Source organism: Fervidobacterium riparium (assembly GCF_025370035.1).
Taxonomy (GTDB): Bacteria; Thermotogota; Thermotogae; order Thermotogales; family Fervidobacteriaceae; genus Fervidobacterium; species Fervidobacterium gondwanense.
In genome coordinates this window covers 707,983-729,908 of the sequence record NZ_CP009277.1, presented here as the reverse complement: position 1 = coordinate 729,908, position 21,926 = coordinate 707,983, and the positions used below count along the sequence as shown (strand labels likewise).

Below are 21,926 nucleotides of genomic sequence, written 5' to 3'. Positions count from 1 at the left end.
GGGGAAAAGCTTTATGAACAGAACAATTGAGGAAATAAACAAAAAGATATTGGAAGGGAACGCTGTTGTCCTAACTGCAGAGGAAGTGGTGAAACTCGCGAAAGAGGAAGGAGTTAAAGAAATTGCAAGAAAGGTTGATGTGGTTACGACAGGGACGTTTGCACCGATGTGTTCAAGCGGCGCTTTTATAAATTTCGGTCACACCTTTCCACCCATGCGGATGGAAAAAATAACACTCGGTGGTGTGGAGGTGTACGGTGGGATAGCGGCAGTTGATGGGTATATTGGTGCAACGCAAGAGTCTGCATACGACAAAACATTCGGCGGTGGACATGTCATCGAGTTGTTGATACGAGGGGAAAAGGTGCTCCTTGAAGCTTTTGGAAAGGGAACGGATTGTTATCCTCGGAAGCATTTTAAAGGATACGTCGATAAACATTCGATTAATGACTTTTTCTTGTTCAATCCGAGGAATGCTTATCAGAACTACGCTGCTGCAACAAACGGCTCAGATAAAGTGATTTATACTTACATGGGGAAACTGCTTCCAAACTATGGTAACATAACATACTCGACTTCCGGGGAACTCAGTCCATTGCTCAAAGACCCGAAGCTCCTGACGATAGGCATCGGTACGAAAATCTTCCTTGGGGGTGGAGTAGGTTACGTGAGTTGGTACGGAACGCAATTCAGGAATACAATCAAGGAAAATGAGAACGGTATCCCCATCTCACCTGCTCGAACTCTTGCACTCATAGGCGATGCGAAGAAGATGAGTGCGAAATATATCAAGGGAGCATATTTCAAGAACTACGGTACCACGCTTTTTGTTGGAGTTGGAATTCCAATCCCAATTCTCAGTGAAGAGATAGCCTACTATGTGAGCCTTTCAGATGAACAGATACACACCGAGATAAAAGACTATTCCGTGCCGGAAAGACCGACACTCGGTGTTGTTTCATATGCGCAATTGAAATCTGGAGAAGTGGAGCTACTTGGAAAAGAGGTCAAAACATCTTCTCTTTCGAGCTTGAAAGTTGCAAGAGAGATTGCGGAAGAATTGAAAACGTGGATGCTGAATGGCGAGTTCTTGCTCACAAATCCTGCTTATAATTTGCATGAAGAAAGAAGCTTGAAGAATCTTTACAATGCAAAAGAACTTGACTTAGAGATGGAAGAGAATTATCTTGAGCTCAGAGCAACTTTGGAAAGAGATAAATCTTGTGTGCACTGCGGCGCTTGTGTCTCTGTATGTCAGTATTCCGCTTTTCAATTTTCTAATGGAAATGTGTTTCTTGCTAAAGATAAATGCACGGAATGTTTAGTTTGTGCAGACGTGTGCCCTGTTGGATTAAGACTTCCGTATGACAAGGCTGGAAAAGAGACCTTTGATATGCCATATTAGCTGAACTACGTATTGCTGAATTGATTGGTTGCGGGTGGTGAGACTTTTGGAAAGTGGTAAAAAAATCCCAGTTACGAAGAGATTCTACAGAGATTTTTATTCAGATAGGTTAGAAATGTTCTATGTTAAATACAAATTCACCGACTTATGTATCAGGGTTGATAAATTTGAGAAGAGTATGCTTGGAACAGTATACGATTTGGTGAAGACAAATTATGAAGCCTTGGAATCGTATATAAATATTCACAAAGAATTTTATGCTTCCTTGGTACCTGTTGAATGTTTGGAAAGAGTGCCAGATATTGTGTTAATGATGGATAATGCTTCGAAATTAGCCGATGTTGGTCCCATGGCAAGTGTTGCCGGTGCGTTTGCGGATATAGTTGGGAATCACTTGGTCGAAAATTATAGATGTGAGGAGGTTGTGGTAGAGAACGGCGGAGATATATACATCAGGTCTAAAAAACCTGTCAAAATCGGGATATTTGCGAATTTCAATAGCGAATTTAACAAACTTTTGATAGTTTTGCCATCTGGAAGTTGGGGTGTGTGCACTTCTTCGGGAAAGATTGGACATTCCAGAAGTTTCGGCAGTACCGATGCGACGTGCGTTATCGCAAAGACTTCGGTAATCGCAGATGCATTTGCAACAAGATATGGGAACATCGTGCACAGTTCACTCGATTTTGAAAAATTGGAGATGATGGTAAAAGAGGATATTGAAAAGGAGAATATTTTAGGAGCGATTTCAATAGTTAACTCAAAATTGTTTGCTATTGGGAATATACAATTTTCCGTATAAATTATGAAATATTTGAGCATGAGGAGGTATTTTTGTGAAGATTCCAGAAAAACTCAAAGAAGGCAAAGTAATATCTATTGAAATAGTTCCACCAAAAAGAGGAGAAGATGTTGAGAATATATACAGAGCACTCGATAAACTGATGAAATATAACATTTCATTTGTAAATATTACTCGCCATCCTGTTGAGATAGAGTATATAGAGCACGACAATCAAATAATCAAAGTGCCGAAAGTGAAGAGACCAGGAACGATAGGTCTTACAGCAGCGATTATGAAACGATACGACGTGGACGTGGTCCCACACATAGTCTGCATAGGTATGAACAAATACGAAATAGAGGACCTGTTGATTGACCTTTCGATAATGGGTGTGGATAATGTATTTGTAATCAGAGGCGATGTTGACGAGCGATTTATAAATACGAAATCTGATTATAAATATGCCTACCAACTTGTTAGTCAGATTAACGAAATGAATAGCGGAAGGTACCTATATACGCAGGCGAAACCTACAGACTTTTGCATTGGAGTTGCAGGATATCCTGAAAAACACTATGAAGCTCCAAACTTTGAAACCGATTTGAGGTTTTTGAAGCAGAAAGTGGGAAATGGGGCAGATTTTGTAATAACTCAGATGGTCTTCAGTGCGGAAGTTTACAAAAGTTTTGTAGAACGTTGCAGGAGTGAAGGTATAAATGTTCCAATCATACCCGGTGTTAAACCATTGGTCAACAAGAAATCTCTATACATGGTACCTAAGAGATTTTTCGTCAGTATTCCGCAAAGCTTTGTCGAGGCTTTAGAAAACGCAAGAAGTAAAGAGGAAGAATATAACGTAGGAATCAAATTTTCTTTGAAGTTAATTGAAGCTTTGTTTGAAAGTGGGGCTCCGGGAGTTCACTTGTTTACAATGGGGCGTGGAGATGAAATATGCGAGATAATGAAAGAAATTGAGAATGTGTTGTAGCGAGTGGAAAAAATAACAATTTTCATTGAGTTTTTTTGGCATATGAATTTTGAGATTCTTTTGTCTACGAATTAAAATATATCCATCAGATGCATTTTTAGCTTCTTATTTTTGAAAATCAGGGGGAGTCGCGATGAGAAATGATCTTCGGGAAATAGTACGAACAATACTCTTCGACAACGTAAAGCTGTCATATGGATGCACTGAACCTGTTGCTGTTGGGCTTTCGGTTGCTGTTGGTAAGAAGTACCTTAAAGGAGATGTTCAGAAGATAGAGGTTTTAATGGATAGAAACACATACAAAAATGGTTTGGAAGTGGGAATCCCTGGAACACATCTTCACGGTTTTGAATTAGCAGTTGCGTTGGCTTACATTGTGGGAAAGGCAGAGCTCGGTTTGGAAGTTTTCAAATATGTGGATTCTGATGCTGTTATGAAAGCTTACGAATTGAAAGATAAGATTGTAGTCAAATACACAAACGATATGTACTTGCACATAAGAACACGGCTTTTGGGAGAAAACGATGTACTTGTGGAGATTACAGACTCACACGATAACGTAAGCAGGATAGTTGTGGATGGCAAAGAAGTGATTAACAACCAATCGAGTGCGAATTTTAAGAAAGACATTATTAAATCAATAAATCTTTCAGATATATTCGAATATGTTGAGGCTCCAGACAACGATGTTATTAAAATGGTTTCAGATGCTATACAATACAATCAGAATATTTCAAAGATAGGTTTAGAAGAAGAAATTACGTTTGGAAAGGTGCTCGAAGGAATGCCAAGATACGTCGCGTCTGGTGTTGATATGCGGATGAACGGTGCACTTCTTCCTGTGATGACCGTCGCAGGAAGCGGAAATCAGGGGATTTCTTGTACAGTTCCAGTTGCTCTTTATGCTGATGAACTCGGAGTTTTGAGTGATATTAAATTAAGGGCTGTACTACTGAGCATGTTGGTAACAATTTATATAAAGGCTTACACCGGGGCTCTGACGCCGATTTGCGGAGCAGGTTCTATAGCCTCAGCAGGTGCATCGGCGGGGATTACGTATCTTCAAAATGGCTCACACGAACAAATAAAGAACGCAATCAACAATGTCCTCGCAACGTTATTTGGAATGACTTGTGATGGAGCAAAAAGAAGCTGCGCTTTGAAAGCGAGCATCGGCACTCAGATGGCACTCAACGCAGCAAAACTATCCATGAACGATATGAACGTTCCGTGTGGAAATGGATTTGCTGCAAAGGATGTTGAAGAAACGATTAGAAGAATTGAAATTCTCACGAATTCTCTCAGAAATTTTGATGAAAATGTCATTGACTTTATTGGTCACTGTTAAGTTATTGAGACTTCTAATTCCCAGAATTTCCGAAATTTTCGTCATAAAGTTTCTGTACGAATTCTATGTAGTTAGATAACTTTTCGATATTTGAAACATAATCAAAATCCGTTCTCTTTTCTTTCGCAGCTGATTCAATATCATAAGCCAGTTCACCGATTTCCGAGAAACCAAGAGAACGTGCAGCTCCTTTTATGCTGTGTGCTTCTATTCGTATAGTTTCAAAATCTCCAATTGAAAGTGCTTTTAAAGCCTTTTCTATGCCATTTTTAGAAGAAGAAATGAATGTCTCGAGGAGCTCTTTCTCAAATTCTTGCGTGAAACCATATTCACTCTCCGCACCTCTTATTTCATCTTTCAATTTATCAACAAAAGGTTCTCGTGTTTGTTCTTTAGCGCCTTGTTTTTTTCCTGTTTCTTGCAGTTCTTTACCTTCTAATGATGGTTTTGCCTGTCTTTCATCTTCTAATGGTTTTGCGAGGTGTGAACAGAATCTTTCGAGCACTCGCTCTATCTCCTCAGTCTTTATTGGCTTCACTACGTAGTCGTTCATTCCCGCAGAGAGAACCTCGTCTCGTATTGTTTTCAGAGCATGGGCTGTCAGAGCAACAATTGGGACTTCCAAATTGAACTGCCTGATCTTCTTAGTTGCCTCAATCCCGTCCATTTCAGGCATCAGGATATCCATGAATATTATGTCGTATGATTTTTTCATCGCCATTTCAACAGCTTCTTTTCCATTTAACGCAAAATCTGGCTCAATGCCGTACTTTTTAAATAGTTCTGTCACCAACAGCCTGTTAATCTCATAATCTTCAGCAACGAGTACATTAATGTTGTATTTTACTTTCTCCTTTCTTGCCACTCTCTCAGTTTTTTCCTTCCTAATACACTTTTGCAGTGTTAAATCAAAATAAAATGTGCTGCCTTTTCCTTCTTCGCTCTCTACATGTATCGTCGAACCCATGAGTTCTATCAATTGCTTGCTTATAGACAACCCGAGGCCCGTACCACCGTAACGACGTGTTATCGATACATCTGATTGTTCAAATGGTTCAAAGATCTTCTCAAGCCTTTCTTTTGGTATTCCAATGCCGGTATCTTTCACTAAAAACCTAATAGTTGCCTTTTCGGCGTTTTCTTCGAGTTTTTCAACCCTGATAGAAACACTACCACCTGCTTGCGTGAATTTAATGGCGTTGTTTATAAGATTAAATAGCACTTGCTGAAGCCTGACGCTGTCTAATACAAGGCAGTCTGGGATATTCTCGTCAATAAATACATTGTATCTTAGGTTCTTTTCTTTTGCTTTTGCCTCGTAGAGCGTTAAAGAACTTTGAAGTTCCATCTTCAAATTTGATTCAATATACTCGAGTTGTAGTCTTCCGCTCTCGATCTTTGCTAAGTCTAATATGTCGTTGATTACGCCTAAAAGTACCTCTGTGGATTTCAGGATAGTTGTGACGTACTTTCTTTGCTTTTCATCAAGGTTTGTTTCGGCAAGTAAATTGGTAAACCCAACAATTCCATTTAGCGGTGTACGTATCTCGTGACTCATGTTTGCCAGGAAAGTGGTTTTGGCTCTACTTGCTTCTTCTGCTTGACGTTTTGCATCTATCAACTCTTGTTCATATTTTTTCTTGGCTTCAGTGCTTGCTATCAGGGTTGATAGCAACTTAAATATGTTTCTTTCAATGGCATTCCAATCTTTTTTCTCTTTTGATACCGCACTTATGAAACCTATGACTTCATTTTCAAGTTTAATGGGGGTTATAAGTGCCGAAGCATTGTCGCCAAGAAGCCTTAAAGTGAGTTCATGCTTAGTGTTTTCTTTAGTAATTACATACTGCTCACCAGACAATAACTTACTGGTTCTTTCGCTTTCTGCCTCTGTGAGATTAAACTGAAAATTCGGACTTTCACTCTGAGAAGCTGAGTAAAACCATGAAGCGACAGAGAAAAAGCTTCCCTTTAGTTTATCAAAACTATAAACTCTAACTCGTGAAACACCAAGCTGCTTTGATAGATTTTTAATTGCTTTTGCAAGTTCTTCGTCCAATCTTTCGGCGGGGACGTTTATGAGGTTTAAAGCGAGATTCAAGATGATGCCTTGATATCTTGCCATCATCTTAATTGCTTCTTGGATGCTCTTTTGCCTTGTAACATCTTTTTGAATCGACAGTATCCCCTTCTTATTGTCCGGAAGGGGTATTGCTGTTTCATATAGCTCTATAAATCTTGGCTCACCATGCTTCCCAATGCTCCTGACGAAGTGCACTAATTGTTTACCTGATAATATTTCCTCTATATTTTTCTTAACTTTATCGCGATCTTCAACAGGTGCCAACATTGTTATACTTTTATTTATCAGTTCCTCTTTCGTGCGGCCGTGAATTCTGCAGAATTCTGGATTTACGTCTAAAATGTTGCCTTTTTCATCTTCAATTAATATGCCAACTGGCGCGAAATCAAAGAGCGTTCTGTATGTTCTATTTTCGAGCATTCTCAATTCTTCAGCCTTTCTTAAATCTGTTATTTCATGGAAGAACACAACTTTACCTATATCCTTACCTGCCCTGCTTTTTAATTCAGAAACCCATAGTTCAAAATATCTACCAAACTTTTCTATGACTCCGTGCCCTGTTTTAATAGCATCTAAACAGTCCTTCGAGAGCAATTTTTCAACAGGTTTGAAAAGAAAATCCTTGGTTTTATAAATCTGGCTGAAAGTATCTTCAAAATTTCTATTGATACTTATCACATATCCATCTTTGTCTATGACGAGAATCAAATCTTTTGAGGCATTGTATACTACATCTTTGATCTGACTTTCGATGTCCAGTCCGTGCAATCTTTGTGCCTCGTAGAGTATAATAATTATGCTTACCATTAAACCGAAAGGAGTAAGATCAATGTCTAAGTCAAATACGATATAGGCAAGACTTGCGAAGATCGGAATCAAAACTGCCGCCAAAAGGTGTATGAATGTTGTTTTTCTAAAAATACTCGCATATCTCTTTGCCATTTTTAGAAGGATAAAGTAGCTTGCAAATGCGATGATGTAGGAATATGTAATTTGTACATAGTAAAAAGGTCCACGAATAATGTAATGTTCGTTAACCAAGTATCCTTCTAAATAGAGGCGATGAAATTCGTTTGTCCAAACAAGCAATGTCGATAAAACAGGTATTATGAAAAGTAAGGCCAAATTCCTTTTCTTGATCTTTTTTCCAGCAAAATCTAAAACAAAACCATACCAAGCCAAAGATAAGTACGGTATAGCAAAATACTCTACCTTATACCATAAGAAAGCTACTGATGCGTTACCTGAAATAATATTAAGTGCTTCCATAGCATATGAAAAAGAGTAGAAACCAATCAACAACGATGCTATGCTTCCACTCCTCGAAATATTTTGCCCTCGATATCTCATAAATACGGAGATTGTTTGCAAAGAGATTATTGAGTTATATAGCAGCAAGAAGATAAAAACTACGGGAATATTTAAACTGCTAACTGAGTTTTGAATCACAATCCCCACCTCTTCACTTCATCTGTTTACATATATATTGACAATAATAAGAAGAAATTGACAATCTGTTACGATATATTTTAGTCATTTTTTTCAAACTATGTTATGGTAGAATATTTAATGGTTGCATACAGAATACGTTGCATGGGGGTGTTATTTTTGTCAAGTTTATTTCTTGGTATTACATCTGTCACAATTGGTAATGTTGTAATGATAGCGGTTGGTCTCACTCTAATATACTTAGCGATTTCTAAGGAATATGAACCAGCTCTGCTTCTCCCAATAGGATTTTCCACCGTCTTGGTTAACATACCACTTTCCTCAGTGCTGGATCAATGGATAGAAGGTGTACTCCATCGTGGGGTTCTAAGCATATTCTTTGACATAGGTATTATAACAGAAATTTTCCCACTTTTGATTTTTATTGCAGTCGGTGCCATGATAGATTTCGGTCCTCTTCTTGAACATCCGATAATGATTTTGTTTGGAGCCGCTGCACAATTTGGAATCTTTGCGACTATGGTTGTAGCCACGTTGCTCGGCTTTGATTTGAAACAAGCGGCATCGATAGGTATAATAGGCGCGGCAGATGGACCTACTTCAATATATGTTGCGGGAAGGTTTGCAAAAGAACTCCTTGGTCCTATCTCTGTTGCGGCTTATTCTTATATGTCATTAGTCCCAATAATTCAGCCGCCGGTGATTAAAGTGTTGACAACCAAGCATGAAAGAGCGATAAAAATGCCGGCTAAGAGCTTGAAGATAAGTAAAAGAGCGAAAATCATTTTCCCAATAGCAGTGACGGTTATTTCAAGTTTAATTGCACCAAATGCTGCTGCACTGATTGGATTTCTGATGTTTGGCAATCTCCTCAGAGAATGTGGAGTGTTGAATTCTATAGCCAAGTCTGCGCAGAATGAATTAGCCAATATAGTTACCATTTTCCTTGGTTTATCGATCGGTTCGACCATGACTGCCGATAAGTTTTTGAGGCCGCAGACACTTTACATTTTATTGTTGGGTCTTGTTGCATTTGTGTTTGACACGGCTGGTGGTGTTCTCTTCGCAAAGTTTTTGAATTTATTTCTCAGAAATAAGATTAATCCAATGCTTGGAGCTGCTGGAATTTCAGCGTTTCCGATGTCAGCGAGAGTTATACACCAGCTTGGTAGGAAAGAAGATCCTACAAACTATTTGCTGATGCATGCTGTTGGTGCAAATGTTGCCGGACAGATTGGATCAGTTCTAGCCGGAGGAATTCTGATAACATTGATTAGCAACTTATAATAATTAAATGTGAGCATGTCAGGGAGTTGGTGGTATTATGAGCAAACTGGATAATTTCATTAAGGCTCTTCAAGTAGGTTTGACTGGCTATGTATCTCTGATAGTTGTATTATTCATATTCTTTATATTGGTAACTTTATTTGTAAAATTCACGTCAAGGGGTGATGAAAGTGAATCAAGCAAAAAATAAGACACTTATTAAACAATCATACTCAACTGAAATAAAAAGCATGTTTATGATGTTTAGTGAATACTTGTTAAAAATAGCTACTGAACGTGAGACTTCTCTTAAAAGGAAGGACTTTGAAGAGTTGTTAAAAATCGCTGTAGATAACATCAGTTTTGTCGATAGTGGCAGCGTACTTATGAGCGATGATGATGGATATTTTTATTACGTTGCTGCATATAATCATAGTTATGACATTTTGGATAAAATAAGATATTCACCCGAAGAAGTCTATGTGAGACGTTTTAAAAGGGTTTATGTTATGAAACATAGGAGCGTTGATTTGCTGAAAGAACTTGCAGTAAAACTTGGCGAGGACGAGGAAATAATTATTGAAAGATTCAAAGACAAAATAGAATCTATCAATAGTATAAAGGCATTTATATCAATTCCAATTAGGTATCAAAGAAGGATAATCGGATTCTTCAATCTTGATACTTGGAAGGATGAAGAGATTTTTGAAAAGACCGGCTTTGAAAGTGTTGCTGAAATGATTGGTGATCTGCTTTCAATAGCTGTTGAGCGCTTTGAGTTGGTGAGAACGGTGAAGGAGAAGAACGTAGAAATAGAAAGAATGAGATTGTTTGACAATTTGACTTATCTCCCGAACAGGAAGTTCCTTGTCAATTATTTTGAAAAGTACTGTGAAATTTCAAAAAGGTTGTCGAGTAAACTCTATATGATTTGTTTTGATATAAAAGATTTGGAGACCATAAATCGTGTCTATGGTTTTGAAGTGGGAGATGAGGTGCTGAAAAAACTTTCAAAGGCTTTGTCAAAGAGTATTCGACGAAGTGATGTCTTAGCCCGAGTAGGTGGAGATGAATTTGCAGTGCTGAGTTTGTCAAAAGAAGCGCCATTTGCTATACAAAAAAGGATTGAAGAAAATCTGCACCAACTTTCAAGAAAGTTAGGAGTTGATCTGAAATTGCAAATGGGAATTGCCGAATATGGCACAGATGGAAAAGATTTCGATTCTTTACTTACAAAAGCGCAGGAGAGAGCTTACAAAAAGGTTATAGAAATAAGAGAAACAATTCATACTGTTTGATTTTTCAACATTTGGAGGGGTAAAAAATGTATAGCGGTTCATCAGAAAATAGAAAGAATTCTTTCGAGCATTACTACACAGAGGAGCCAAGCACCATATTGAAAGTTAAAGAAGTACAAGTAAAGCTAAAGAATGGACACCTGTACATATTTAAAAGCCCATCAGGCGTCTACTCTTTTGGCGCGCTTGATAAAGCAACTGAAATACTCATAAATCATCATGCACCTGTCTTTGGAAAAGTTTTAGACGTAGGTTGCGGATACGGTGTCATCGGTATAATCATTAAAAAGGAAGAGCCGAAAGTAGAGCTGTTTATGTCCGACATAAACAAGAGAGCAGTTGAATTCGCAAAGATAAATGCAAAAGATAACAATATCGAAGCCGACATAAGGCAAGGTAATTTGTATGAACCTTGGAGTGACATGAAGTTTGATCATATTATTTCTAATCCACCCATAGTTGCGGGTAAGGAAGTTTGGATGAAACTAATTGAAGGCGCATTTGAACATCTGAATGCGGGTGGGACTCTCCAGCTTGTAGCTTATCACAATAAAGGCGGGGAACGGATAAAGAAGTACATGAATGAAATATTCGGTAATGCTGAAGACATATGGAAAGAGGGAGGAATAAGGATATACATTTCGAAAAAGAATCAGTAACTTTTTTCAGGTGTCAACTCTTGCAATCAAATACTGGAGTGATTTAAGTGCATATAGAACTTAAGGATGTGTCTGTCGTTTTTGAAAAAGGAACGGATGTCGAAAAAGTAGCTTTGTCAGATATTAATATAGACTTTGATACAAATGAGACTATTCTTTTGGTTGGAAATACAGGTTCAGGAAAAACGACCCTGATATATCTTTTGGATTTGCTTATTAAACCTACTACTGGAATAATACGTTACGATGGCTCTGACCCTTTTGAAAATCCATATGAGTACCGCAAAAAATTCGGTGTTTCATTTCAAATTCCTGAAAGGCAGTTTTTCAGCGAAACAGTCGAGGATGAAATTACATATGCAGCGAAGAACTTTAACATTCCTTACGATAAGCATAGGATTAAAAAAATGCTAAGCATAGTCGGTCTACCAGAATCTATACTTGAACAATCACCTTTCAAACTCTCAGGCGGTGAGCAAAGAAAGGTTGCGATAGCCTCCATATTGTTGCATGAACCTGAGTTCTTAATTTTTGATGAACCTACAGCTGGACTCGATCTGTTTGGTGTGCTAGCTGTAAGGGACATTCTTGAAAAGTTCAAAAAGCAAGGTAGAGGTTTTTTGATAACCAGTCACGAACCTGAGCTTTTCACTGATTTGTGTGATCGGACGATAGTTTTAGACAACGGCAAAATAACGCACCAAAATTTAAGTCTTCAGGTTGTTAGATAAGTTTAGGGAGGTATACATTTGGTATTCGAATATAGAGGAATAGACAGGAGCGGTAAAAAGCTCAAAGGCATAATTCAGGCAGAGAATTTTAAAGAGGCACTTGATAGATTAAAAGCACAGGGCGTTCTTGTTACTGATATTGTCGAGAAAAGTCAAAAAGCAGCAGCAATTAGTGTTGTGCGCAAAAGCAGTGGAAAGAAGCGAGTTTTCCAAGCCAAAATAAAGGATGTTGTGCTCTTTGCAAGACAGCTTGAGACGATGGTGTCAGCTGGCTTAAGGCTTGTTGATGCTATTATGACGCTTTCAGAACAGGAAGTCTTTTCTAAGAAATTTAGAAATGCCCTAAGAGAAATAGGTTCAGATATGAAAGGTGGCATGTCATTTTCAGATGCACTGGAACGTCAAGGCATTTTTGACTCTATATTTATAAACATGGTACGTGCCGGTGAAGAAGGTGGAGTTTTAGATGTTACAATGAAAAAAGTTGCGAATTACTATGAAGGTGTTAACAGGCTCAGAGAACAAGTGAAATCATCCATGGCTTACCCGATGTTTATTCTTGGCTTTGCTGTCGCAGTTGTTATAGTTATATCTGTATTTATTCTTCCGAGGCTTATCTCAGTCTTTGGCACAACTCCTCAAGGTGGAGTTCTTGGGATGCTTGTAAAGTTGAATCACATCTTCACAAATTACTGGTACATTTTGCTTCCAATAGTTATTGTTTTGGGTATAGGTTTAAAATTCTTCATGGACACGGTATACGGTACTTACGTTAAAGATTTTGTTGGTAACATGATACCTCCTATTCGAAAACTGAGACAGAAGATGGCAAATGAGAGATTCACAAGGACACTTGGAGTCTTAATAGGAAGTGGCGTTGCAATGGTAAATGCCCTTGACATGGCTGCTAAAGCTTCGAATAACCCAAGGTTTATAGCAATAATGTCTAAGGTTACTGATGACGTTAAGGCTGGTAGTGGCCTTAAAGAAGCTCTAAGAAAAACCAACATTTTCCCTCAGATCGTCTACGAAATGGTTGGAACAGGTGAGCAAACGGGTCAGCTCGACACTGTGATGGAGAAGGTTGCCGATTTCTATGAAGAAGAGATACTATCTGACACAAAAAAGTTGGTGAGCTTAATAGAACCAATGATGATTGCATTTGTCGGGCTTTTCATAGCTTTCATAGCTTTTACCATGTATTCAACAATTTTCCAAATGCAAGGACAGTTTGGAAAATGAATGGAAGATAAGGATAGTTTACAATGATGTAATGACACAAGTGGAGGGTGACCATAGTGAATATAGTTGAACTAAGCGTGGTCATTCTCATATTGGGGATACTTTTTACTTTTTTCGTAACAACATTTCTTAATGCAGCAGACATTGATTTATCGAACCAATATGTCGAAACAGCTGTCTACTCTGGATTATGGAAGGGAGAATTGCAGAAAACATATAAATCTAATGAATGCTTGGTTATCTCCACGAGCATGTTTTCTTTTATGCGACCTACCGAACCAACTCTTTCGAACCTCATAGTTATGTCTTTCAAGTGGGTAAGGTCAGATACTTACAACTCTGTTGCAGTAGAGCCCATATTTTTGAGTATCTCAAGTATCTCTTCGGGGGTGAAATAGTGGGACTGTTCCGAAAACGAGTAGTTGCGTACAACATAAGTGAGAATTCGAAAAGAACTATTTTAGGTTTTGTACGTTATGGAAAAATCAAAATAAGAGGGTATCACCAAGGAATTGTGCCACCAGATCCTGAAGATCTTATAGTAATGAATATTCCATGGGATATAATTCAAACTCTATTTTTGGAATTGCCACCTGTCAAAAAAACTAATGATATGATAAGAGCAGCTGAATATGAAGTAAGAAGAGCGACGGGTATAGAAGAAGATATTACTGTCGGTTGCGTATGCCCTTACTTTGGAAAAAGCTTTGTCGTGTTTGTTAAAAACTCTGATTTTAAAAGGTTCTTGGATTTAAACAACATTAACTTTGTTCCTGACGTATCATACCCGAATATACTTGCTGAGCTTCTGCTTATAAAAAAATTGCCGGGTTATTGGGTTTATATAGTTATAGGTGAGACTTCTTCGGGAATAGTGGTGATGAATGGTAATTCGATATTGAATATGAGAATGTTAGATATTACTGTAAATGAAGTGAGCCATATAGTTAAAGAAGAGACTGGATTTGAATTGTACGAAATAGAGAGTAGTGGAAATGAGGAATTGCTGGAGAGTGCGAGAAAGATAGTCGAGGCGATAAGTGACGACATCATAGGAATTTTAGAAAGAGAAATTACAATATCTGTGAATACAACTGAGATTGAGAAAATCACCCTAGATAAAATTACAGGTTTTAGCATTTTATGCGATTCATCAATAGTTAAGAGCTTGGCAGTTCATTCACAAAGCGAAACGATTAAGTACGTTGAACCGGTATTTAATATTCATCCGAAAAGCCCTATCAGACTTTCAGAATACGGGCTCCTTTACAGAGGGGGTATAGAACTTGGAAAGGTTAAATCTATCACCTGGTAGGAGAAAGGTACTCAAAATTGAAACTTTTTTAATTGTATTAATGATTAGTCTCTTACCATCTATTTCTATCTTTCTATTCTCAAATCAGTGGAAAGTAATGCAAGCTGAGAAGTTGTTGAAAAATAATCCGATCGTTTTTAATAATATTACTAATTTTGATTACGAAAGCCTCCCAAACCAAGTACAGATGCTCAAGCTCTCTTTTCAGAAAAAAGCCACAGACTTAGAGATTGCAAATAGTTCAATACGCACATATGTCACTGATAGTTTCAAGAGTTTTTTCTTTGTGAAATACATACTAACGCAACTTAGTAATATTCCAAATCAGGTGTACATAACTAAAATAATATACGACGGCACAACTTTTTATGTGGATTTTTATGAGTATGGTATCGAAACGAAGGTTTCTACATCAACAATTTATAACGAGCTTTCAAAGTTTTATAACAATGTGTCAGTAAATCTCGTTGAAGAGAGGAATTTCATTTCCAATATCAAATATTATCATTACAGTTTAGGAGGGATGAAATGAACAAGGTAGTTATAGATAAAAGAATAGCAGAAATTGTAGCACTGCTCATTCTTGTTGTTTCAGTTGTACTAAGTTTTTTGAATTTTCAAAAGTCAGTTAAGTCATACATAGATAATTTAAGAAACGAGATAGATAGTACTAATAGTGCCTATCAGAAGTTAGATGTTCTGAATAAAGAATCAGAGATTTTGGCGAATTTCAAGAAGGAAGTAGAGAACGTCCCCTCGTTTATTGTTGAAAAGTATGTTACCGATTCTGAGCTTCTTAAAATCTTGTCCGAGCTATTTAACAGGAAGATTTTAAGAATAGATTATCTTTATGTTAGTTCTGATCTCCAATCACCGCTTATTTTCGTTGAAACCCCTACCGTTTATCAAGTTAAGATAATTGCAGGTGGGGGTGAATACGTTGGCAATCAATAAGCGTACAATTATATTACTTGTCATACTCGTTGGAGTTTGGGCAGTTGCCATATTTGTTTTAATTAGGATGAATTCACCAAAACCGGCAGCTGCTGTAACTCCAGTTTCAAATCAGACTGCTCAGACCGCACCGGCCTCTGCGCCAGTTTCTGCTTCTCAACGGCAGCAAGGCACAACTGCGCCATTGGATCTCTCGGTAATGGAAATTGAAAATCAATTATCTAAGCTTTCAGACATTAGAATCGAAGAAGACGGGAGAAAAAATCTGTTCTCTCCGTATTTAGTTAAAATTGATGCTTCAATATTAGAAACTAACTATGTCGAAGATATTTCATCACCAGAATTTCAGTACCACGGTTATATGAGTTTCAATACAGGCAAGAAGGAGGTTAGAAAATTATTTATTCGAGCAGGGGGTGTAGTTAAGAGCTACGACGAAAATGAGTTGATAGAAGAAAGATACAAATCGATAGTTGTGAAACCAACAATCCTTGTTGTTTTGGATACTCAGGATGGAAAGATAAAGATGTTGAAATATATTGGTAGCCAGTGACACTGTTAACTAAAATGGGGGGATAAACTTGAAAAAATTGAACAGGATATTTTTAGCATTTTTCTTAATCTTCGTCTCAGAACTTGCGATTGCCTCGTTAATTGACATTAATTTCACTACAACCTCAAATCAAGTTGTGATTACACTTACATTCAATAAATCGCCTAAGATTGTATATTTTGGAAAGAACGAGAGCAAGACTGTTCATTATTTCTTGATAGATGAAGCTGTATACTCCTCCGCTTATCTCCCAGTCTCTTCTGGAAGTGTTGAAGGTGTCCATGTGATACCTATTGATGGAAAGCTCAATCTTTTTATTTATACACTTACTCCGGTAAATTCGAGTGTAGACACATCTGGTACGAAAATCTACATTAGATTTCCTATAAGTATGTCAAGTAAAAGAATCAGTGGAAGTTTTATCGGGTTAAAGACGGAGCTCTTTTTTAAAGAATTCGCGGATTTCTTCGGTCTGAAAACTGTTGTCTATGATAGTGCAAAAGGCAAGGATTTAAATATGAAATTCGATAATTCAACAGTTGAAGACACTATAAGAGGCATACTTACTACAACAGGTCTATCTTACGCATATTCATCAGATGGAACACTGTATTTCGGCTCGGCAGAAGAGATATCCAGAAATTTTGCGACATTCTGGCAAATTTATGATGGTCAGATCGACGCAGAAAAGTTGAGAGCGATACTTGGTACAGGTGCTTATGCTGCATATTCAAAAGACAAGTCAAAGCTATTTGTATACGGCGGTGTGCGTGAGTACAGATTATTGACAGAGGCTTTAATACCGACCGCGAAGATAAGTTGGTACTACATTCCATACACTGCAAGCGATCAAGAAATAGATGATTATATGAAAAGGCTATCTCAGATATATGATATAAAATACGTCATTCTACCAAGTCAGAAAAGCGTAGCAGTTTATGGAGCCGATGTTAAACAAGTTGAGGAACTTGTAAGATCATACAAACCTGTTGTGAAAGAGGAAAAGATAAATTATGTACCTGTTCAGGTTAATTATCCAATAAGAGTTGCAAACGCATTCAAAATACTTTATCCTGAATTTGAACCTAAAGTCGTTGGAAGTTTCGTTTATATTCCTGCTGGATACGAAAAAACCATCCAAACCCTGTCAGCTGACCCAACCATAGGAAATCCCTGGAGACTTGTCTTTGATGACGTTCCCGAAGATGTAGTGAAAAGAGCAATTTCGTACTTCGAGATAAAGGATGAAGATTATTCACTCCAGTCTTCGGATGGGAGAGTTTTCATAACTATCTTTGTTAACGAAACGATCTACAAGAGGTTTATGCAATTTGTTGATCTTGCTGGCGATGCGAGAGATATTGTGAGAGTAGATAATGAATTTTTGAAAAAATTCAACGTTACTGTTCTTCAAACCTTCTCTGACGGTACGAAACTTGTGAGCGGTAGAATTGATGAGATTAAAAGGTTGAAGAAAGCTATTGCTGAGAATATTGTTAACCTTGTCATTAAGGTAACTCCAGAAGATCCATCTGCAGAAGTACTAACAAAGATAACAGGTTATCCAGTAACCATATCAGACGGTTATTTGATTATTACAGTGAGCAAATTTGAAGAGGACAGCGTGAGGAAGAGCATTGAGAACATAAGAAAATTATATGGAAAAGAAATAATCGTACTCCAGGATCAATACAGTCCAGATGCGAAGAAATTGGTTGAAGAGATATATGGAGTAAGAACGTTCGGAATAGAAGGTCAACTGGTACTATATGGTCCCCAGGCAAGTGCCGCAAAGGGTTTTCTTGATAAATTTTCAAGTCAGCAACAGATAGTGAGAGTTGCTCAGGTTGAATCTAATGCAAAGAGCATGGTAGAGGAGCTATTTAATGTCAAGATCTACAACGTTGGCGATACATCATACGTAGTGGGTAGAGAAAGTGATGTACTAAAAGCTCAACAGTACATTCAAACACTTAGCAGCACAGTTGTAGAACCTATTGCAAAACTTACTCAAACTCACATAGACTACATCAAGAAAGTCTATAACGTAAACATTGAATATTTCGGAGACATAAATAAAGCTTATGTTGTTGGTTCAAGCGATAACGTTCTTCGCGCAGCTGCGTATTTGAAATCCCTCAATTACACAATTTTCGTTGATTCAGTCAAGGTTCAAAATAATATGAAGAAGGAAGACATAGAAAAATTGGCGAGGATTATAGGTTTAACCATTGAGACTGAACAGATAGGCGATACCGTTTACTTAAAAGGGCAACAGAACGATATTTTGAGATTGAAGAGTGAAATTGAGAAGTTAACAATAACGCCTACATTGAGATACGAAGTCCTGACATACGCAGACGAGTTAGATAGTGTCGTAAAAACATTGTATAAAGTAGATACTTACAAAGTTCCACAGGGATATGTTATTTATGGTACAGACGAACAAATTGACTCTGTCAAATCATTCATCTCAAACTTTGCGGATACTCAAAAAAGATACGCACTTTTGAATTATGCCGATGAATTGGATTCTCTCATAAAGACACTTTACGGTGTTCAAACGATAAAAACTGCTCTCGGATACTTCATTATAGGTTCTGTAAATCAGATTAACGATGTCAGAAATTTCGTTTCTCAATTCTCCGAAGAAAAGAGAACGTTGCGAAGTCTTTACACTCAGCTTGAGTCGAAAGATATAGAAACGGTGATTTCGGTCTTTGATCCAAATGTAAAATATTTCAGAGTTGGCGAGAAATTATACCTTGTAGGAAGAGAGGAAAGCTTAGAGAAAATAACCTCAGAGATAACGCAATTCAAAAAGGATGGAGAGTACAACTTCATTGGCGAGAATTTGCTTGTTGATGTTAAAACCAAGAAGATGTCTGATCTGATTTTAGAAGTTTCAAAATTGCTTTCAGAGCAAGTGCTGCTTAAAGATGATGTTCAAACATCAGTATCATTAAGAATCTTAGTACCGAGCATCGGTGTGCTTTTTGAAAGATTGAAAGAGTATGGGATTGATTACGAACTCAAAGATGGAGTATACATAATCTCCGTAGCGACTCCTAAACAATCTGTTATTCCAGTAGGTACTCAGGCTGGTACTCCAACAGCGATCCAGCAGGAAGAAGTTTCTGTGGACAATGGTTTGATAAGCATAAATGCAACGAATAAGAACGTCGGCGAAATTATATCGCAAGTGTTATCAAAACTTGGAAAGTCTTACAAAATGGAGAATGTACAGACAACGGTCTACTCAATTTATCTTAAAGATGTGGATTATGAGACATTTAAAAAAGTATTTTCGGAGTTTGCTGATATAAAAGAAGTTGGGAATATCGTTTACGTGTCGCCTGTAAAAAAGGTTAGCGATGAAAAGGTATCTATAAAGAATGGGCTGATAAGCATAAAGGTGGAAAATGAACCAATCTCTAACGTTATAAGGAATGTTTTTGAAAGTTTAGGCTATTCCGTTGTATTTTCCAAACCAATCAATGCGAATGCTACAATGTCAATTGCCGATGTTGATTTTGAATCTTTCACTTCGATAATATTGAATTATGGCATATCAATTAGGAGAACAGGGAATATTTATGTTGTCGACACAACTCCGGAGGCGACTAAGATAAGAACTACATACACTTTCAACGTTACTCGCGGTGCAGATAAGGTTAAGGAACTGATAGAATTTTACGGCGGAAAGGCTCTTGTTAATACTGATGCAGGTTTAATAATTGCGTATGATCTTGATCCAAAAAATGTTGACGACATCAACAGAGTGATAGACAAAGTCTCCAAGGTTAAAGCGGTCTCAATTGAAGCAAAGGTTGTTGACGAGTCACTTTTGAGCAGCTTAGGCTTTGACATGTCACTCCTCTTAAAGTCTGCTGATTATATATCTATAGGAACAGGTGGCCTGAGCTTAAAATTCAAAATCACAGACTTTGTGGATATTCAAGAGCTGTGGAACAAGATTTTGGACAACGCCGAGATTTCTTTCCAGACTTCAGGCACTGAAATCATTACACCTAAGGCAACATCTGGCAGAGGAAAACTTTTGGCAAGCCCCAACATTATGGCAAAAAGCGGTGATAATGCACGTATATTTATAGGCGATTCTATACCAGTAAAATTGACAAGGAAAACTGAGCAAGGAACAACTGAAGAAATAATAAACCTCGAAACCGGTATTGAATTAAATATCGTACCGTTTGTGAACCCAGATAACACCATTGATATCAACCTGAAAACAGCTGTTGGTAATTTTGACTATTCCGTTGTAATCGGCGGCTTGCCGAAGAGCAATAAAAGAGAAGTGGAAACGAAGATAACGCTGAAAGACGGACAGACTTTAATCATCGGTGGCCTTGCAAGGGAAGAGATGAGCAAATCAGAATGGAAAATTCCAATTTTGGGTGATTTACCGATAATCGGTTGGCTTTTCAGAGGTGTTAAGGAAAGCACAGAGCAGAGAAATATTGTAATATTCTTGACGGCAAAGATAGTGGAACAATGAAGATATTTCGCTGAATAGTCATAAGTCTCCCACTGAAGTGTGGGAGACTTTTGTTTTATAATACTATCTGTGCTATAATTTAACAAGAATTCCTTAATGAAGGGAAGGAGAGTTATGGATAGAAAGCCAGTTGTTGCTGGTAAGTTTTATCCAGGTACTCCTAACCAACTTTTGAGCATGTGCCAAGCGTTCATAGGGGAAAAGAAAAACGTTGATTTCTTAAAATACCCGGTCGGATTGATATTGCCACACGCGGGTTACGTTTACAGCGGAAAGACGGCAGGGCTCGGTATAAAAGAAGCCTTAAATTTTGGCAGACCGAAAAACGTTATAATTCTTGGACCCAATCACACTGGTTATGGTATGTCCGTCTCCGTTTGGACGAGCGGCTCATGGAATACACCCATCGGAAGTGTCAAGGTAAACGAGGAGATGGCAAAGAAGCTTGTGGATGAAGAAGTGATATATTCAGATGAAATGGCTCATATGTATGAACATTCCATAGAAGTTCAACTACCATTACTTTTGCATGCATTTGGCGAATTTTCTTTGGTGCCAATATGTATGATGGAACAGCGTCTTTCAACAGTCAAGATTGTAGCAGGAAAGATTAGAGAAATACTTAAAGAATATCCGGAAACCTTGGTGGTTGCCTCTTCCGATTTCAACCACTATGACTCCCACGATTTGACGATTCAAAAAGACGAGATCGCTATAAACAGAATTCTAAATGGCGATTTGGAAGGACTTTACAGCGATTTGAAAAAATACGATATAACCATGTGTGGACCGGGACCTGTGAGTGTTGTGAGGAGTTTATTTGAAAATATAAGGCTTGTTTACCATACAACAAGTGCAGAGTTTTCTCAAGACTATTCGTACACAGTTGGCTATGCCTCTTTCGTTCTTTGGTGATTTTGTGAGATAAAAACAAACCTGGGGACTCCCCAGGTTTGTTTTATTTCTTTACCTTTTCTTCTATCTTTTTTGCGGCTAGTTCAGCAGCTATTCTCGCTCTTTCAGCAGCTTTATTAAGTGCTCTCACGAGTATGAAAACAAGAAACGCAACGATCAGAAAATCGATCGCAGCCGATACAACTTTACCCCAGAAGATTCCGTGCCACTGTAAGTCTTCAATTTTCCCAATGCGTGCCCTTGTCAAAACTGGTTGGAATATCGCAGGCATGAGCAGGTCATTAACAAAAGACGTAACGAGCTGGTTCAACTTTCCACCGATGATAATTGCAACAGCCAAGCCTATAACGTTGTACTGCTTCAAAAAGTCAGAGAATTCTTTAATGATCTTTTTCATATTCCATCCCCCTCTCTATA

Annotated in this window: 19 protein-coding genes; 17 read left to right on the top strand and 2 right to left on the bottom strand. The window is 37.8% G+C overall.

Features of this window, described 5'->3' with window-relative positions; all coding sequences use genetic code 11:
* Positions 1–13: 13 nt before the first annotated feature.
* The 4 genes from IB67_RS03240 (at position 14) to IB67_RS03225 (ending at position 4,525) form a co-directional block, all read left to right on the top strand.
* Positions 14–1,405, top strand: a complete 1,392-nt coding sequence (locus IB67_RS03240; protein WP_072759349.1) for a homocysteine biosynthesis protein — start codon at positions 14–16, stop codon at positions 1,403–1,405.
* 46 nt (positions 1,406–1,451) lie between these two features.
* A complete protein-coding gene (locus tag IB67_RS03235) occupies positions 1,452–2,207 on the top strand; it encodes a UPF0280 family protein (RefSeq protein ID WP_372589801.1) in 756 nt (251 codons plus the stop codon).
* Positions 2,208–2,241: 34 nt separating this feature from the next.
* Positions 2,242–3,177, top strand: coding sequence for a methylenetetrahydrofolate reductase (locus IB67_RS03230; protein WP_072759351.1), 936 nt, complete (start codon positions 2,242–2,244; stop codon positions 3,175–3,177).
* Between the two features lie 154 nt (positions 3,178–3,331).
* Complete coding sequence (locus IB67_RS03225) at positions 3,332–4,525, top strand: L-cysteine desulfidase family protein (RefSeq protein ID WP_072759460.1); 1,194 nt, start codon at positions 3,332–3,334, stop codon at positions 4,523–4,525.
* 13 nt (positions 4,526–4,538) lie between these two features.
* On the opposite strand, the gene IB67_RS03220 is transcribed toward IB67_RS03225, so the two are convergent.
* Entirely contained in the window at positions 4,539–8,057 is a 3,519-nt protein-coding gene (locus IB67_RS03220; RefSeq protein WP_245789559.1) for a histidine kinase N-terminal 7TM domain-containing protein, read from the bottom strand.
* 159 nt (positions 8,058–8,216) lie between these two features.
* Here IB67_RS03220 and IB67_RS03215 point away from each other — a divergent pair, with 159 nt between their 5' ends.
* From IB67_RS03215 to amrB, 13 genes are all read left to right on the top strand, one after another.
* Positions 8,217–9,344, top strand: coding sequence for a sodium ion-translocating decarboxylase subunit beta (locus IB67_RS03215; RefSeq protein ID WP_498875469.1), 1,128 nt, complete (start codon positions 8,217–8,219; stop codon positions 9,342–9,344).
* A 37-nt stretch (positions 9,345–9,381) separates the two neighbouring features.
* Entirely contained in the window at positions 9,382–9,534 is a 153-nt protein-coding gene (locus IB67_RS03210; protein WP_498875468.1) for a hypothetical protein, read from the top strand.
* Positions 9,515–10,621, top strand: a complete 1,107-nt coding sequence (locus IB67_RS03205) for a sensor domain-containing diguanylate cyclase (RefSeq protein ID WP_498875467.1) — start codon at positions 9,515–9,517, stop codon at positions 10,619–10,621. Before IB67_RS03210 ends, IB67_RS03205 begins: the two co-directional genes overlap by 20 nt.
* Positions 10,622–10,647: 26 nt before the next feature.
* The gene (locus IB67_RS03200; protein ID WP_498875466.1) at positions 10,648–11,280 is read left to right on the top strand and encodes a class I SAM-dependent methyltransferase; all 633 of its coding nucleotides are present in this window, start codon (positions 10,648–10,650) and stop codon (positions 11,278–11,280) included.
* 47 nt (positions 11,281–11,327) lie between these two features.
* The gene (locus IB67_RS03195; RefSeq protein WP_498875465.1) at positions 11,328–12,011 is read left to right on the top strand and encodes an energy-coupling factor ABC transporter ATP-binding protein; all 684 of its coding nucleotides are present in this window, start codon (positions 11,328–11,330) and stop codon (positions 12,009–12,011) included.
* 18 nt (positions 12,012–12,029) lie between these two features.
* On the top strand, positions 12,030–13,253 hold the full coding sequence (locus IB67_RS03190) for a type II secretion system F family protein (RefSeq protein WP_498875464.1): 1,224 nt from the start codon (positions 12,030–12,032) through the stop codon (positions 13,251–13,253).
* A gap of 56 nt (positions 13,254–13,309) precedes the next feature.
* The gene (locus IB67_RS03185) at positions 13,310–13,651 is read left to right on the top strand and encodes a hypothetical protein (RefSeq protein WP_498875463.1); all 342 of its coding nucleotides are present in this window, start codon (positions 13,310–13,312) and stop codon (positions 13,649–13,651) included.
* Positions 13,651–14,568 (top strand): hypothetical protein, encoded by a 918-nt coding sequence (locus IB67_RS03180; protein ID WP_498875462.1) that lies wholly within the window; start codon positions 13,651–13,653, stop codon positions 14,566–14,568. Before IB67_RS03185 ends, IB67_RS03180 begins: the two co-directional genes overlap by 1 nt.
* Positions 14,540–15,100 carry a hypothetical protein gene (locus tag IB67_RS03175; protein WP_498875461.1) on the top strand — a complete coding sequence of 187 codons (561 nt, stop codon included), beginning with the start codon at positions 14,540–14,542 and terminating at the stop codon, positions 15,098–15,100. Before IB67_RS03180 ends, IB67_RS03175 begins: the two co-directional genes overlap by 29 nt.
* Positions 15,097–15,522: a hypothetical protein gene (locus IB67_RS03170; protein WP_498875460.1), complete on the top strand. Its 426-nt coding sequence runs from the start codon at positions 15,097–15,099 to the stop codon at positions 15,520–15,522. The genes IB67_RS03175 and IB67_RS03170 overlap by 4 nt, the downstream gene beginning before the upstream one ends.
* On the top strand, positions 15,509–16,075 hold the full coding sequence (locus IB67_RS03165; protein ID WP_498875459.1) for a hypothetical protein: 567 nt from the start codon (positions 15,509–15,511) through the stop codon (positions 16,073–16,075). The genes IB67_RS03170 and IB67_RS03165 overlap by 14 nt, the downstream gene beginning before the upstream one ends.
* Positions 16,076–16,103: 28 nt before the next feature.
* A complete protein-coding gene (locus IB67_RS03160; protein WP_498875458.1) occupies positions 16,104–20,594 on the top strand; it encodes a type II secretion system protein GspD in 4,491 nt (1,496 codons plus the stop codon).
* A 114-nt stretch (positions 20,595–20,708) separates the two neighbouring features.
* Positions 20,709–21,509, top strand: coding sequence for an AmmeMemoRadiSam system protein B (amrB, locus tag IB67_RS03155; protein WP_498875457.1), 801 nt, complete (start codon positions 20,709–20,711; stop codon positions 21,507–21,509).
* Between the two features lie 43 nt (positions 21,510–21,552).
* Here amrB and mscL read toward each other — a convergent pair whose 3' ends face one another.
* Positions 21,553–21,906, bottom strand: coding sequence for a large conductance mechanosensitive channel protein MscL (mscL, locus tag IB67_RS03150; protein ID WP_498875456.1), 354 nt, complete (start codon positions 21,904–21,906; stop codon positions 21,553–21,555).
* Positions 21,907–21,926 lie beyond the last annotated feature (20 nt).

Coding starts and splice junctions, on each gene's coding strand:
- IB67_RS03240 (WP_072759349.1), top strand. CDS start 14: ATGAACAGAACAATTGAGGAAATAAACAAAAAGATATTGGAAGGGAAC.
- IB67_RS03210 (WP_498875468.1), top strand. CDS start 9,382: ATGAGCAAACTGGATAATTTCATTAAGGCTCTTCAAGTAGGTTTGACT.
- IB67_RS03200 (WP_498875466.1), top strand. CDS start 10,648: ATGTATAGCGGTTCATCAGAAAATAGAAAGAATTCTTTCGAGCATTAC.
- IB67_RS03170 (WP_498875460.1), top strand. CDS start 15,097: ATGAACAAGGTAGTTATAGATAAAAGAATAGCAGAAATTGTAGCACTG.
- amrB (WP_498875457.1), top strand. CDS start 20,709: ATGGATAGAAAGCCAGTTGTTGCTGGTAAGTTTTATCCAGGTACTCCT.
- mscL (WP_498875456.1), bottom strand. CDS start 21,906: ATGAAAAAGATCATTAAAGAATTCTCTGACTTTTTGAAGCAGTACAAC.